The sequence below is a fragment of the Bremerella sp. JC817 genome, from assembly GCF_040718835.1.
Taxonomy (GTDB): domain Bacteria; phylum Planctomycetota; class Planctomycetia; order Pirellulales; family Pirellulaceae; genus Bremerella.
On record NZ_JBFEFG010000264.1, the window covers coordinates 20,896 to 34,848 of the forward strand.

The 13,953-nt window shown below is 57.0% G+C and carries 12 protein-coding genes and 1 pseudogene; 7 read left to right on the forward strand and 6 right to left on the reverse strand.

What is annotated here, in order from left to right:
- Positions 1–270 precede the first annotated feature (270 nt).
- Together AB1L30_RS06455 and AB1L30_RS06460 are read right to left on the reverse strand one after the other, a co-directional pair.
- Entirely contained in the window at positions 271–693 is a 423-nt protein-coding gene (locus tag AB1L30_RS06455; RefSeq protein WP_367012615.1) for a hypothetical protein, read from the reverse strand.
- A pseudogene (locus AB1L30_RS06460) lies at positions 694–1,646 on the reverse strand (DUF1559 domain-containing protein).
- A gap of 364 nt (positions 1,647–2,010) precedes the next feature.
- On the opposite strand from AB1L30_RS06460, the gene AB1L30_RS06465 reads away from it, so the two are divergent.
- Positions 2,011–2,823 carry a c-type cytochrome gene (locus tag AB1L30_RS06465; protein ID WP_367012617.1) on the forward strand — a complete coding sequence of 271 codons (813 nt, stop codon included), beginning with the start codon at positions 2,011–2,013 and terminating at the stop codon, positions 2,821–2,823.
- Positions 2,824–2,825: 2 nt separating this feature from the next.
- Here the strand turns inward: AB1L30_RS06465 and ilvA are convergent, their stop codons facing one another.
- Positions 2,826–4,331 (reverse strand): threonine ammonia-lyase, biosynthetic, encoded by a 1,506-nt coding sequence (gene ilvA, locus AB1L30_RS06470; protein ID WP_345090877.1) that lies wholly within the window; start codon positions 4,329–4,331, stop codon positions 2,826–2,828.
- Positions 4,332–5,001: 670 nt separating this feature from the next.
- On the opposite strand from ilvA, the gene AB1L30_RS06475 reads away from it, so the two are divergent.
- The 3 genes from AB1L30_RS06475 to AB1L30_RS06485 all read left to right on the forward strand — a co-directional run bounded on the left by AB1L30_RS06475 (position 5,002) and on the right by AB1L30_RS06485 (position 8,868).
- Positions 5,002–6,213: a response regulator gene (locus AB1L30_RS06475; RefSeq protein ID WP_367012618.1), complete on the forward strand. Its 1,212-nt coding sequence runs from the start codon at positions 5,002–5,004 to the stop codon at positions 6,211–6,213.
- A gap of 259 nt (positions 6,214–6,472) precedes the next feature.
- Positions 6,473–7,693 (forward strand): response regulator, encoded by a 1,221-nt coding sequence (locus AB1L30_RS06480; protein ID WP_367012619.1) that lies wholly within the window; start codon positions 6,473–6,475, stop codon positions 7,691–7,693.
- Complete coding sequence (locus AB1L30_RS06485) at positions 7,693–8,868, forward strand: HD domain-containing phosphohydrolase (RefSeq protein ID WP_367012620.1); 1,176 nt, start codon at positions 7,693–7,695, stop codon at positions 8,866–8,868. The genes AB1L30_RS06480 and AB1L30_RS06485 overlap by 1 nt, the downstream gene beginning before the upstream one ends.
- A gap of 6 nt (positions 8,869–8,874) precedes the next feature.
- Here the strand turns inward: AB1L30_RS06485 and AB1L30_RS06490 are convergent, their stop codons facing one another.
- Complete coding sequence (locus AB1L30_RS06490) at positions 8,875–9,969, reverse strand: methylated-DNA--[protein]-cysteine S-methyltransferase (RefSeq protein ID WP_367012621.1); 1,095 nt, start codon at positions 9,967–9,969, stop codon at positions 8,875–8,877.
- A gap of 64 nt (positions 9,970–10,033) precedes the next feature.
- The gene (locus tag AB1L30_RS06495) at positions 10,034–10,642 is read right to left on the reverse strand and encodes a hypothetical protein (RefSeq protein ID WP_367012622.1); all 609 of its coding nucleotides are present in this window, start codon (positions 10,640–10,642) and stop codon (positions 10,034–10,036) included.
- A gap of 288 nt (positions 10,643–10,930) precedes the next feature.
- Between AB1L30_RS06495 and AB1L30_RS06500 the strand changes: the two genes are divergently transcribed.
- Positions 10,931–11,329 (forward strand): GlsB/YeaQ/YmgE family stress response membrane protein, encoded by a 399-nt coding sequence (locus AB1L30_RS06500; protein ID WP_367012623.1) that lies wholly within the window; start codon positions 10,931–10,933, stop codon positions 11,327–11,329.
- A gap of 129 nt (positions 11,330–11,458) precedes the next feature.
- Here the strand turns inward: AB1L30_RS06500 and AB1L30_RS06505 are convergent, their stop codons facing one another.
- A complete protein-coding gene (locus AB1L30_RS06505; RefSeq protein ID WP_345088207.1) occupies positions 11,459–11,797 on the reverse strand; it encodes a P-II family nitrogen regulator in 339 nt (112 codons plus the stop codon).
- A gap of 1,070 nt (positions 11,798–12,867) precedes the next feature.
- Between AB1L30_RS06505 and AB1L30_RS06510 the strand changes: the two genes are divergently transcribed.
- A complete protein-coding gene (locus tag AB1L30_RS06510; RefSeq protein WP_367012624.1) occupies positions 12,868–13,446 on the forward strand; it encodes a thioredoxin family protein in 579 nt (192 codons plus the stop codon).
- 64 nt (positions 13,447–13,510) lie between these two features.
- Positions 13,511–13,945 carry a SufE family protein gene (locus AB1L30_RS06515; protein WP_367012625.1) on the forward strand — a complete coding sequence of 145 codons (435 nt, stop codon included), beginning with the start codon at positions 13,511–13,513 and terminating at the stop codon, positions 13,943–13,945.
- Positions 13,946–13,953: the final 8 nt, after the last annotated feature.

The following is a 13,953-nucleotide window of genomic DNA, read 5'->3' on the forward strand; positions in this document are numbered from 1 at the left end:
CCCGAGACCAATGCATAGAACTCGTTCGAAAACAGCCCCCGGACGTAGATCCCGGAGGAAACCCAATTGGCAAGGAAAGCATTTCAGCGTATCAGGGAAGCCGCTCAGGTTAAAGGGTGGACCACAGATCACCCCCACGGATTGCCGCCGCCAATATCAGGGCAACGTCAACTGCTCGGCAGCCAAGAGCTAGCCTGGAAGCGATTAAACCAGAGCTTTCAGGCAATAGAAATCCTGAAAGGAAGAACGGGGCAACTGCTATCGTCGGCTTTAGCGAGCCTTCTTTCGTTGGGCTGGCACGTCGAAATCGAATTCGCCGGATGACTTTGGCAGGTCGAAGCTTTCCTCGAACGGCTTGAACAGCAGGTTGCCATCCAGGTTATCACCCACCGCGACGCCGTCGAAGCCTTCGATTCGGACGACGTGCGGACCGCCGACCAGGCCGAAGCTTTCGCGAGTGGTGTAGGTGCCGTCGTGAATGATCGCCTTGCTGCCATGCCCCGCGTTGCCTTGGGTGGTGTCGGGCGAGAAGGTGATGGTTCCGGTCGGGACCGGATTTCCCTGATAGGTCACTTTGCCGGTCAAGTGAACCGACGTATCGCCGGCGCCGCAGCCCGCCAAGGTCAGGCAAGCCAAAACCAGGCTGCCTGACAGAATTCGATTTCGCATGTGCATCAATGCCGAGCGAATCATTTAGAATCCCCCAATCCCGGAAGCTGGAGCACCGTCGCTGATCTTCGCCAGAGTCTGGTAGGTGGCCAGGTCGATCGTTTCAGGGATGAAGTGAACCGAGCCATCTCCCATCAGGAACTCGCATCCGCCAGGGTGAAAGCTGCCAAACAGCTTGGTCATCACGTTGAGCGTGTCGGTCTTCATCCCATCGCGTGGGTCCGAGTTGATCTGTTCGCGAGCCGCAGCCAGAACCAGCGGTGTACCCCAGGCGTCGAGCTTCGTCGACGAGGCCCAGCCGTTGTGGTAGCCGTCGGCACGGCCAGCTGGCGTGAGGCAGTAACGCGTTTCGCCCACCATGAAAATGTTCGACGAACCATCGGTCAGGTCGCGGAACCCGTTCTTCGAGTTGAGGTGCATCACACCGTTGCGATAGAAGACGCGCTGACCGGAAGAGGTCGAGCACGATTCTTCTGAGGCCGGGCCACCCCCTTGCACCCCGTAATAGCTGATCGAGTTCCAGTCGCCATTGCTGGCAGGATTCGATGGGCACTGATAAGCCTTATTGCTCAGCTTGAACATGTTGTTGTTCGCGGTCACGCCCGGCACGTTGCTGGTCGCCGTGAACTTGCCGTTGAGATCGAATCGGTCGTACACGTGGTCTGTTCCAGGAACGGCAGGATCGCCACGGTCCAAGGTTCGCGAGGGCCATCGATACCGCCGGTCGAACACCAACTGGAAGTCGAGAAATCGATCTCCGGCGTGAATCGGCTTCCGGCAGGGAATTGGCCATACGTGTCGTGGTGGTTGTGCAGGGCCAGACCCAATTGCTTCAGCTGGTTGGTGCAACTCATCCGCCGGGCCGCTTCACGGGCCTGCTGGACCGCCGGCAAAAGCAACGCAATCAACACGCCGATGATGGCAATCACGACCAACAGTTCCACCAGGGTGAAACCAGAGCGATGCGGACGAGACATGGAAAGGGTCTCTTAATAAAGAACAAGAGAAAGATTCGAGAGATAAAGACGTGTGTCATTAATATCGGGTTTTTATATCAATTTTATGATCGGCTCAAGGATGAATTTGCGAATTTCAGCCTGGGGGAAACCGTAGATCCTTCCACTTTCATAGTTGGTAGGGAGCTAATCTGGTCGTACGAGGGAAGATCCCGCAGTATGAGCTGAACGATGCTAAGGGAACTCTGCCAGCCAGTAGTGTCGGAAGTTGCTTCAATTTCGAGAAGCTACGTAAGAAACTTCACGGTTGTCATGCCACCGAACAGCGATGATAGAAGTGCCTGTCCCCGCAGGCTCGCTCTGACCTATGGAATGGAACCTGCCAATGTATCGCCTGCCTAAATATTTCTTCGTCCTTGTCTCGATCGCGCTTACAAGTCACGGTTCGCTCTTTGCCGCCGAGCCGCTTGCCGTGCCCGACGACTACCCGGCCGGGCCGCTGGGGGAAGTCGTTCGCCTGGGACAGCAACTGGTTCACGAGACCAAAGATCATCCACTTTCGAAGCCATTTGTCAGTAACCAACTCAACTGCACCTCGTGCCATTTAGAAGATGGCCAAGATCCTCAGGCCGGCAGTTTCATTGGCACGGCCTCGGCGTACCCAGCCTGGTCGCCACGGGAGAAGCGTGTCATCACGCTGGAAGATCGAGTTCTGAACTGCTTCATGCGCAGCCAGAACGGCGTGCGGCCTCCGAACGGAAGTCAGGTCTCGGTAGCGATCAGTGCGTACATCACCTGGCTCTCTAGCGGAACGCCGATCGCAATGAATCCCAAGAAGCCACTGGGGCCAAAGCATGTTCCGCCGGTCGATTTAAGCGAGATCGAAACGAGTACTGAGCGTGGCAAACTTCTGTACAAAGCCCAATGCCTTGATTGCCATGGTCAAGCGGGCGAAGGGACCGCCGACGGACCTCCGGTCTGGGGACCACAATCGTTCAACGACGGAGCCGGGCTGAGTCGAAACGACAAGCTGGCGTCGTGGTTGAAAGTAGGCATGCCGCTCGGCGATCCGTCGCTCAGCGTGCAAGAGGCCGCCGATCTCGCGGCGTACATTAACAGCCACGAGCGACCTCACTTCAAGCTGGAAGAACATCTGCCGGCGCATGACAAGCGAGGCGAGTACAACGCCGAGCCGTAGTTTTAACCGAGGAACAACCGATAGACAGGGTTCTCGGTTTCGTCGACGTACGGATACGCCACGCTGTCGATAAAGTCTTGGAAGGCGGTTGTCGCGTCGCTGGGGATTTGCAGCCCGATCAAGATTCGTCCGTAGTCGGCACCCTGGTTTCGATAGTGGAACAAGCTGATGTTCCAGTCGATCGGCATCGCCGAGAGAAACCGCATGAGCGCTCCTGGCCGCTCCGGAAAAACGAAGCGAAAGAGCTGCTCGCTGGATGCTTGTTTGCTGTGCCCACCCACAAGGTGCCGCAGGTGCAGCTTCGAAAGCTCATCGTCGGTCAGGTCGAGCGTATCGAACCCGTGCGAGCGAAGCTGTTCGGCGGTTCGCAGTGCTTCGTCTCGGCTGCTAACGGCCAGACCGACGAACACATGAGCGACGTTTGAGTCGGAGATCCGGTAGTTGAACTCGGTCACGGCACGGGGCCCAATCACTTCGCAAAGTCGCTTGAAACTTCCGCGCTCTTCCGGGATCGTCACGGCAAACAGGGCTTCGCGTTCTTCACCCACTTCGGCACGCTCGGCAACGAACCGGAGGCGATCGAAGTTCATGTTCGCGCCGCAGGTGATCGCGATGAGCGTTTCGTCCTGCAGACCGTGGCGGGCCGCATACTGTTTCAAGCCGGCGACGCTGAGTGCTCCGGCCGGTTCGAGAATACTGCGGGTGTCTTCAAACACATCTTTGATCGCAGCACACACGGCGTCGGTGTCAACGACGACGTAGTCATCGACCAGGGCCTTGGTCACGCGGAAGGTCTCTTCGCCGACCTGCTTTACCGCGGTGCCATCGGCGAACAAACCGACGTCTGTCAGTTGAACGCGTTCTCCTTTTTCGACGCTGCGAATCATCGCGTCCGAGTCGTTCATCTGCACGCCGATGACTTTGATCTCCGGCCGAACTGCTTTGATGTAAGCCGCGACGCCTGAGATCATGCCACCGCCACCAATCGCGACAAAGATGGCATGGATCGGCTTCTGATGTTGTCGCAGAATTTCAACCGCGATCGTTCCCTGGCCGGCGATCACGTCTGGATCGTCGAATGGATGAACGAATGCCATGTCGTTGCTTGTGCTCAGCTCGATCGCATGCTGGTACGAATCGGTGTAGCTTTCGCCAAACAGAACGACGTTCCCGTCCAGAGCTTTAACGGCATCGATCTTCAGCTTGGGAGTCGTCTTCGGCATGACGATGGTGGCCTGGCATCCCAGGTGCTTGGCGGCCAGGGCAACCCCTTGGGCATGATTGCCAGCCGAAGCACAGATGACCCCGCGCTGAAGTTGCTCCGGTTCAAGCTGGGCCATTTTGTTATAGGCCCCACGCAGTTTGAAACTGAAGACCTGTTGGCTGTCTTCACGTTTCAGCCAGATGTCGTTTTTCAATCGCTTCGAGAGCTTCAATGCCCGGTCGAGCGCCGTTTCGTGAGCAATCTCGTAGACCTGGGCGTTCAGAATCTTCCGCAGATAATCCATCAGTCCAAGATGGGTGCCATCACCCACGAGGCCACGCAAGGAAGGAGTCGAAGGTCCGGAGCTGGTTCGAGTCGAGCGTTTCATGCTTTCCATTGGAAGCAAACCGAAGCAAAGGGTCTAGTGGCACCAGCCACATGTGTGGGAAACGTACGCCGCCTTAGTGTGGCAGAGGTCTGCCAGGGAAGGGTGTTCGGGGCTCAGATGGCGAAGGTTGCCCCGTACGATCGATACGACCCGAGCGTCCTGACCAGCGACGGGTAGGAACGATGTGGTTTCATGCAAGATGCCCCGTTCCCCTTCGTATCCGCACTCACCGAGTCGGTTTGTATCACAAGCTTGCCATTAGAGCCGTCTTAGTGGGGCGGTTTTGATTGCAGGGTGAAATGAGGATTGAAAATGGCCATCGCCATCCATTCTCGACAACTCGAACATCGCACAAGTCGCGCAGGCGTTCGACGCGCCAAGCTGTTTTTGTGCAACCGATCGGCGTGCATCTCGTCCCCTGAAACGCTCGGTCTTGGCTCGCTTTGCTGGCTGCCACACGTATCGCCGTGAACTTGACGGTCGCGCCATCACAAGCCGCGTTTCATCGAAAGATAGACACACGCGGCCTGGATAGGTGATCTCGTTTTCCATTCTTCTCCGCTTTCCCTTAACCTGGTGTACCTCGATGCAAGTGCTGATTGCCGACGATAGCGCGCTGGTGCGTGCCATGCTGCAAGACACGCTGGAAGAAGCGGGGTACGAGGTCATCGCTTGCGCCGATGGACTGCAGGCCTGGGACGCGATTTCCCGCGGCGAGTCGCGCCTCGCGGTGCTCGATTGGATGATGCCTGGGCTGAGCGGAATCGAGATCTGTCAGCGGCTGCACGAATCGAACGTTGCCAACTGGGTGTACGCGATCCTGCTGACCTCGAAGGATTCGCCAGACGATATCCTCCGGGCATTTCAGGCCGGTGCCAGCGATCACGTCTGCAAGCCGTTTCGCGAAGCGGAGTTGCTGGCACGCATTCGAGTGGGCCAGCGAATGATCAACTTGCAGATGGAACTGGCCCAGTCACAGAAACTGGAGTCGGTCGGGCAACTTGCCGCGGGGATCGCTCACGAGATCAACACACCCACGCAGTACGTGGGGGACAACATCCGCTTCCTGAAGGATTCGTTCGAGGACATCGGCGAAGTGCTCGAGGTTTTCGACCAGCTCCTGCAGTCGTTCAAAGCAGGCAGTGTCGATGCGGACGCGCTGGCGAAGGTGGAACAAGCGATGAAGCGGGCCGATGTCGACTATCTACGGGAAGAGATTCCCCAGGCCATCGATCAGTCGCTGAGCGGAGTCGAACAGGTCGCAAAGATTGTCCGCGCGATGAAAGACTTCTCGCATCCTGGCGGTGAAACGAAAACGATGGTCAATCTGTCCGAATCGATCGAGACCACAATCTCGGTCGCTCGGAACGAGTGGAAATACGTTGCTGAGGTGGAAACCGACTTCGATCAGTCGCTGGAAGATGTCCCCTGCATGCCAGGCGAGTTGAACCAGGTGCTGCTGAACTTGATCGTCAACGCGGCGCACGCGATTGGCGACAAGCTCGGCAGCGAATCGACCGAACGAGGAACGATCACCGTCGGCACACGGCGTCTGGATAACTTCGCCGAGATCTTCGTTCGCGATACGGGCAATGGGATTCCTGAATCGATTCGACGTCGGATCTTCGATCCTTTCTTCACCACCAAACCAGTCGGCAAGGGAACCGGCCAGGGGCTGGCCATCACCTATTCGGTGGTGGTTGAAAAGCATGGTGGCGAAATCGATTTCACTTCCGAGGTCGGCAAGGGAACGACCTTCTTTGTTCGCTTACCGTTGGCTTGTGGAGTCCCGGCATGAATACGCTACCACTGCCAATTCGCTTTGCCGATGCGGAATGCGCCTCCGCCGCACTTCACGTATGCCTGTGGGACGATTGGGTAGGTCCCTTGGTCAGCGCGTGATTAGCGCGGGGAAGTGATCGATGCCAGGTCGACGTCGTCGAGCGGCACCAGGGCAGCAGCTTTTATCGTGGAATCGAGCGCCGTTGGCCCCCCAGGCAATGAGGCGGTTTGCCTGCAACGACGCTTGGTTCGACGGAATATGCAGGAGAAGTGTGATGACAAAGATTTTGTTTGTTGACGACCAGGCCAACGTGCTATCGGGCCTGAGAAGGATGTTGCACGGGCACCGCGACGAATGGGAGATGGAATTCGCCAGCGGTGGCATGGAGGCAATCAAGTTGCTAGAGGAGAAACCGTTTGATGTGGTGGTGACCGATATGCGGATGCCAGGCATCGATGGGGCAGAACTCCTGCGACGAGCTCGGGAGCGTTGGCCTTCCATCGTGCGGATTGTTCTGTCGGGGCAGTCAGAACCGGAGCGAATCCTCCGCGCGATGGGGCCAACGCACGTTTACCTCACCAAGCCATGCGACGCGCAACGCCTGACAACCGTCGTTTCGCAGTCGAGCATCCTTCGCGATCGCTTGCCGAACGCGGCGCTGAAACGGGTGGTCTCGCAGCTGGACGCGGCACCTTGCCAGCAGGCAACATTCGACCAGCTGGTGGCTGAACTGGAATCGCCATCCCCTTCGCTCGAACGCCTCGGCAAGATCATTGCCACCGATATCGGCATGACCGCCAAGATCTTGCAACTGGTCAGTAGTTCGTTCTTCGGACAGCCGCAGCGAGTTGGCTCGCCCCAACAAGCGGCCGCGTTGCTGGGGAGCGAATTGCTGCACGAGTTAGTGCTGAAAGTCGGTATCTTCCAGCCGGTCGACTTCTCGCGGATCGAAGGCTTCTCGTTGGAAGAGATCAACCGGCATTCGGTGGAAGTGGCCGCGTGTGCCCGCATGGTCGCCGAGTTGGAAACCAGTAACAAGCAGACCATCAACGATGCCTGGTTGGCTGGCATGCTGCACGACATCGGCAAGATCGTGCTGGCCAGCGCGATGCCGGCGGCCTATCAGGAAGCGGTTCGTCTGGCCCAGAACGGAAACATGAGTCTATGGCATGCCGAGATGCAGGTCTTTGGGACCAGTCATGCGGAAGTCGGTAGTTATCTGCTGAGTTTATGGGGTCTCCCCGAGCCCATTTGTGAAGCAGTCGCCGACTTCCGTTCCCACAGTAGTTACGAAGACTTCAATGAATTCCGCCCGGTGACGGCCGTTCATGTGGCAAACGTCCTGCGCCGCCGGAATTCGTTGGAGCAACTGTTCCAGAAGGTTCACGAGGAAAGGAAGGCGGCGGAAAGCGAAGAAGCGACGCCCCATTACGAATCGTGTCCATTGCACTGGCATCAAGGTCCACACACGAACGCATCGCAAGGAACCTGGTAATGAGCAAGCGTATTTTGCTGGTGGATGACGAGCCGAACATCTTGAACGGATATCGACGTCATCTACGAAAGCTGTTCGATGTGGAGGTCGCCGAGAACGGCACCCAGGCCATCGAGCGGCTCGAACAAGACGAAGCGTATGCCGTGGTGGTCTCGGACATGCAAATGCCGGACGTCAGTGGCGTTCAGGTGTTGGCCCATGCCGCCAAGCTGCACCCCGATACGGTCCGCATCATGCTGACCGGCAACGCCGATCAAAAGACGGCCGTGGTGGCCGTGAACGAAGGACGCATCTTCCGCTTCCTCAACAAGCCGTGCGAACCAGAAGTGCTGGCCAAAGCATTGGACGCCGGGCTGCGGCACTATCAACTGGTGCGAGCCGAGCACAACTTACTGTCGAAGACGCTCGGAGGAAGCGTCAGCCTGATGACCGAGGTCCTTTCGCTGGTCAATCCGACGGCGTTTGGAAGCTCGACCCGGATACGTAACCTGACACGCCAGATGTGCGCGAAGCTCTCCATCGCGAATGCCTGGGAGGTGGAGGTCGCCGCCATGCTCTCGAAGATTGGCTGCGTCTCTGTCCCCCAGGCAACGCTGGAGAGGTGGTATGCCGCGGAGAAACTAACCGACGATGAACAGAAAATGATCGACGCGCATCCGGAAGTGGGGGCCGGCTTGGTTCGCAAGATCCCGCGTCTACAAGGCGTGGCGAAGTTAATCGAGATGCAGAACGTGCGAATCGACCAGCCGAAGAAAGGGGAGGGGGGAGCCGTCGAAGAAGTGCCGATCGGTGCGAAGGTCTTGAAGGTGCTCGTCGATTACGACGCGCTGTTGTCGGCATCGTCGGTGGCCGATGCGATGGGCGTGATCTTGAATGATCGGAAAGCCTGGTACGAACCGACGATCACCAAGGCACTCAAAGAGATCGTGGGTGAAGGCTACGTGACTCGATCGTTGAAGATTCCGGAACTGAAGTTCGGAATGGTGTTCGAACAAGATGTGCAAACGGTCGACGGCAGTATTCTGGTGACCAAAGGACAGTGGGTGAACGAGTCGATCATTCGCCGTCTGCAAAACTTCGAGCGATCGCAGGGCGTTCGGCAGCCGATTTCGGTTCGGGAGTACACGGATGACATTCCGGCCGAAGCTGCTGCCGAACCTGCGGTGGTGGGATAGCAGATGTTACTCGTCGATATCGAGTGGCAAAGCTAATTGGCCGGCGGAAGAAGTGGCTTGTTCCAACTGCAGAAGTCGCTTCTTCCGCCATAGGCCACCGGCGTAGCCACAGAGGTGACCGTCGCTACGAACCACGCGATGGCACGGGACGACAATCGCCAGACGATTATCTCCGTTGGTGCGACCGACCGCACGGGAGGCGGTCGGTTTGCCAACCTTGACGGCAAGCTGCCGATAGCTGCGTGTCTCGCCGAAAGGGATCTCGCACAACTGTTGCCAGACGGCCGATTGAAACGGCGTGCCATCCATCCGCAGCGGCAAGTCGAACGTCTTTCGCTTGCCTTGAAAGTATTCTTCCAACTGCCGGGCCGTCTCGGCCAGCACCGGATGTGAGCCTGGCAAGATCGGCTGGGAAAAGAGCTTGCTGATCCGCTCGAACTGCTTGGGAAGCATCTTGCGATCGACGAATTCCAACAAACACAGCCCGGCGTCGTTACCGGCAGCCAGCATCGGACCGAGCGGCGTCAGAATGCGCTCGACCAGGATGGGATCTTTGTGCTTGGCATCAGTCGGCGTGTGGCCGGTCCACTTCCGAAGGCTTTCGCGAAATCCACTGAGCGACTGAAAGCCATGATCGAGGGCAACCGACAATATATCGTCTCCTGACTGCAGCCCATCGACCGCCAGGCCAAGGCGCCGAGTTCGCAGGTACGCGTGAAACGTCATGCGGTAATGTTCCTGAAACCAACGCCGAACGCGAATCGGCGAGAGCCCAAGCGTTTGCAAGTCGGCATTCGTCCAGCGGCGACTTGGCTCCGATTCCATTTGCTCGAATAGCGGTGCCAGCCACACGGGAACGCTGCCAGCAAGCTCTAAGGGACGGCAGCGTTTGCAAGGTCGATAGCCAGCAGCCAGGGCTTCGTCGGTCGAAGCGAAGAACTCGACGTTCTCGCGGTTGGGTGTCTTCGCTTTGCAGCCAGGCCGGCAGAAGATGCCGGTCGTTTTCACAGCGACAATAAAGATCCCTTCCATCTCGACGTCGCGGTCGACGATGGCCTGGTACATCTGTTCGGGGCTGGGCAATGTGGCGGTGGCGTTCATGGCTGTACTATACGAACGCCACCTTCAAGCCGGCGACCGAAAAGAGAACAAACAATTCGGAATCTTAATTCAGGATGGTCCTGGTTTGAGCGACCAGTTCCGAAATCTTCTCGGGCGAGAGTTGAGGCGAGACGGCTTCGTTCACCTTCAGGCCATCGTTGTTCCACATCATGACCTGGACTTGGGTCGAAGGGGCAAGGCCATAGCCGGCCGGGCCTTCCGCACCATCAAAAATGGTGAGCGGCGTGTTCTCGATATGCTGCGAAATTTGCACGCGGTGGAGGTCTTCTTTCACGGCGTCTGATGGATCGCCGATCACGACCATGAACGCGGACAGCTTCTTGTCGGCGTTCTCGCTCACTTTCTGGTCGATCTGCTGGACCAGGCTCGTGACGGAATCGTTCACTTCGCGGGTGAAGATCACGACGGTCGGCTTGCCAGCATATTTGCAGCGATAGCAAAGGTGTTCGCCAGCGGCTGGTCCCGTGACATCTTCCACCTGAAAGGCACCGGGCTGTTCGCCAAGTTGCAGCGAAACGACGCGCGAAGTGCGTGCATCGGACGCGATCCGATTTCCAGGGGTGCTATCCAGATCGGGCGTTTCGATTCTGGTGCAGCCAACCAAAGCGATCGTGCAGAACGACAGGGCGAACATGGAGAGAAGAGTTCGCATGGGACACCTCCGAGTGGAAAACCGAGCATCAGCAAGATTAGGATCGATCCGTCCGGGAATCGATCGGAAGGTGCCTGGCAGACGGATGCTGCTCTGGGCCAACTTCCATCTTTATTATATCTTTCCCACCACGCATGCCACGACTTAGACACCCGTGGCAGAACTTTTCCGGGCTGATCGGCATAATCGGCAAATTTTTGAGCCCGTCCTGACGACACCTAAATTGATGACGCCTATCTTTTGGGGACGATCGTCCCTGTTTAGCTAGCACGAGACGAGCAGACGGTTATGGGTGAAGACGCTCTTCAGGTATCCCAGCAATTTGAAGTTTGGGCCAACTTGGTTTTGGCTTGGGTCGGGTTCGGTACGCTGACGGGGCTGTTTGCGAAAGCGATCATGCCTGGGCGCGACCCAGGCGGTCCGATTGCCACGCTGGCGATGGGAATTGGCGGCTCAGTGATTGGCTGCGGGATGGTGACGCTGCTGTTCGAGGGCTACCAGGTTTCGCCGATCAGCCCAATCGGGTTTGTTGTGGCGACCGGTGGTGCGTTCTTCATTCTGTTCTTCTATCGCCTGCTATCGGGCCAGGTGGTCGATGAGGCTCAACCGATGGCCCCGAAACGCATGCGGTTGTACAACACGCGCCGTCGCGCTTCGACGCGTAGTGCTCATCACGAAGACTATTAGTCGTCCGAGCGATCTTTGTGAGCCGCGCATAAAAAAAGCCGATCCAGATTTTGGATCGGCTTTCGAGAGAGAGTGAGTGTCACTTCGTGCGCTGTGCCACGTCGGCTATCTCGAATCGAGGCGTTCGCCTTAGAGGGCGGACGACCCGGTTTCTGCCGTACGGATACGGATGGCATCGGTCAGCTCGGAGATGAAGATCTTTCCATCGCCGATCTGGCCTGACTGAGCTTTCTGGATGATGGTGTCGACGATTTCCTGGCACTGCTCGTCGGTGCAGACGATTTCGATTTTGATTTTAGGAACGAAATCGATCGAGTATTCCGCACCACGATAGGTCTCCGTCTGTCCCTTCTGACGTCCAAATCCCTGGACTTCCGTAGCGGTCATACCACCGAACCCCTTCGTGACCAGGGCTTCTTTAATTTCGTCCAACTTGTGGTGGCGAACGACGGCTTCAATCTTCTTCATTAATGCATACTCCAACAAACTGACGTGACGTTGTATGGACAGGTCCGAAACTTGATGCTCTTACGAATCTTACGAAGTGGAGCCATGCACCAAAACAAGGCGGAGAGCGAGTGCATGATGTGTCTACGGCCTAGTTGTCCGATGCCCCCGTTCGTTTGCAACCGTTATGCCAATTAACCGATTCGGGAGCAATCGCTTCTTGTAACCATGTGAATAATCAGCGGTTACGTCAACTAACATTTTCGGAAAATGGGTTTCGCCTCATGCCTTCTGCGTGACAATTTGGCATTGAGAGGGGCACCTGCCTAAGATGGTGACAGGAAAAAGTTCGCGAGAATATCCTTTAGCGCAAAAAAATAGCCGAGGTTAAGGAGGCAAAACCTCCTCAACCTCGACTACCGTTCGCGGCAGCCCCACTGCACGCGAACAACACCCCATCATGCTTCCACACTGTTCGGGTCAGGTCGTTTTGTTGTCGACCTTCTTTTGCTTGTTCGGTTGAGGAAAGCGAGGCGATCAAACTTGGCCCCACCTCTTACGACACTCCTTATCTCAGAAGTGCGGGGCAAGTCGAAGTATCGCAGTCGCAAGCTTCGGTTCTGGGCGTCACGGTCCTTCGTGATGGGCCTCGAATCTACTCGCGATTCGCTTTCGCCACACATTAGATGCAAGGTGTGTGCCAATTCAGACACGGACCCAAAAAACGTGTCGAAATTGGCCTGTTTCCCGGTATTCTTGCAGGAAACGCTGCGTACTTTTTTCAGACTGCCCCTAATCGGCCAGCTGATAACTGCCTAAAATGCACGCAGGTGCTGCCTCCTAAGGCAACGTGCCTCGCCGAACTTGCGGGAGACCGTGATTATGACGGCATTTTGCAGGCAGCTTTGCCTGCGGCTTCGTCGTTTTCTCGGCCGTTTATCTTGCCGTTCGAGACCGATTGCCCGTTGGCTGCATCGCAGTAGCGGGCACGATCGGCCACCGGCCGTTTTGCCAAGCGATTTTTTCGCCGACTATCCTTATTTCGGCGATCGATTTCCATGATTTTCCTTCTACCCCACTCGAGATTCGCAATGTCTTTGGATTGGTCCTCCTTGTATTCCTCTGGCTACAGCTACAGTGACTTCCTGGCGAAGTACGGCAACGAAAATCAGCAGCAGCGCTGGGAGGCCAAACGTCGCACGCTTGAGCTCAACGAAGCACAGACGTCCTTGTTGGGGGGCTTTACCCGCAAGATGTATATGCTTTGCCTGGCAGGCGCCTGGTGTGGCGACTGCGTCGATCAGTGCCCGATGTTCGACCTGATTGAACAAGCGTCGCCGAACATTGAAGTTCGCTACGTCGATCGCGACGAAGCCGACCCAGGCCTAAAGGAAGCAATCAAGGTTTGTGGCGGCAACCGCGTGCCAGTGGTGGTCTTCCTTAGCGAAGACTTCCAGGTCACCGGGATGTACGGCGATCGGACGCTGGCCCGTTATCGCCAGATGGTCGAGAAGCTGACCGGGGCGGCCTGTAGCACCGGCATTTCGCTCGGTGGCGACAAGATGGACACCTTCACCGGCGAGGTCCTGGCCGAGTGGATCGGGCAGTTCGAGCGAAACCAATGGATTTTGCGGACTTCGGCACGACTGCGTGAAAAGCACGGGGACTAGAATAGAAACCGATCTACCGGGAAACTGAAGCGATCTGGCCTTTCCAACCAAGACGAGAAGTACGTTGAACGAACCTCCCTCCCTGACCGCTGAAGAACTGATCGATGACTTCGAGTTCCTCGATTCGAAAGAGGAACGCTTGAAGTTGATTATTGAACTAGGCCGCGAATTGCCGGATCTGCCGGAACCGCTGCGTCGCGAAGAGTTCAAGGTTCAAGGCTGTCAGAGTCAGGTCTGGCTCGTTCCTGAAATCTTCGAAGCGGAAGGGGCACCGAAGCGGATCGTCTTTCAGGCCGATAGCGATGCCCACATCGTCAAAGGATTGGTGGGCATCCTGGTGATGCTGCTTTCGGGAAAGACTCCGCAAGAGATTCTCGACTTCGACCTGCGAGGTTTGTTCGATCAGTTGAAGCTCGAGAAGCATCTCGTTCCGGCACGCTCGAACGGACTGCATTCGATGGTGCGGCGAATCAACGAGATCGCCGCCAGCGTTGCCTAGCCCGGCAC

Coding starts and splice junctions, on each gene's coding strand:
- AB1L30_RS06485 (WP_367012620.1), top strand. CDS start 7,693: ATGAGCAAGCGTATTTTGCTGGTGGATGACGAGCCGAACATCTTGAAC.
- AB1L30_RS06480 (WP_367012619.1), top strand. CDS start 6,473: ATGACAAAGATTTTGTTTGTTGACGACCAGGCCAACGTGCTATCGGGC.
- AB1L30_RS06475 (WP_367012618.1), top strand. CDS start 5,002: ATGCAAGTGCTGATTGCCGACGATAGCGCGCTGGTGCGTGCCATGCTG.
- AB1L30_RS06490 (WP_367012621.1), bottom strand. CDS start 9,969: ATGAACGCCACCGCCACATTGCCCAGCCCCGAACAGATGTACCAGGCC.
- AB1L30_RS06510 (WP_367012624.1), top strand. CDS start 12,868: ATGTCTTTGGATTGGTCCTCCTTGTATTCCTCTGGCTACAGCTACAGT.
- ilvA (WP_345090877.1), bottom strand. CDS start 4,331: ATGGATTATCTGCGGAAGATTCTGAACGCCCAGGTCTACGAGATTGCT.
- AB1L30_RS06500 (WP_367012623.1), top strand. CDS start 10,931: ATGGGTGAAGACGCTCTTCAGGTATCCCAGCAATTTGAAGTTTGGGCC.
- AB1L30_RS06505 (WP_345088207.1), bottom strand. CDS start 11,797: ATGAAGAAGATTGAAGCCGTCGTTCGCCACCACAAGTTGGACGAAATT.
- AB1L30_RS06465 (WP_367012617.1), top strand. CDS start 2,011: ATGTATCGCCTGCCTAAATATTTCTTCGTCCTTGTCTCGATCGCGCTT.
- AB1L30_RS06495 (WP_367012622.1), bottom strand. CDS start 10,642: ATGCGAACTCTTCTCTCCATGTTCGCCCTGTCGTTCTGCACGATCGCT.
- AB1L30_RS06455 (WP_367012615.1), bottom strand. CDS start 693: ATGATTCGCTCGGCATTGATGCACATGCGAAATCGAATTCTGTCAGGC.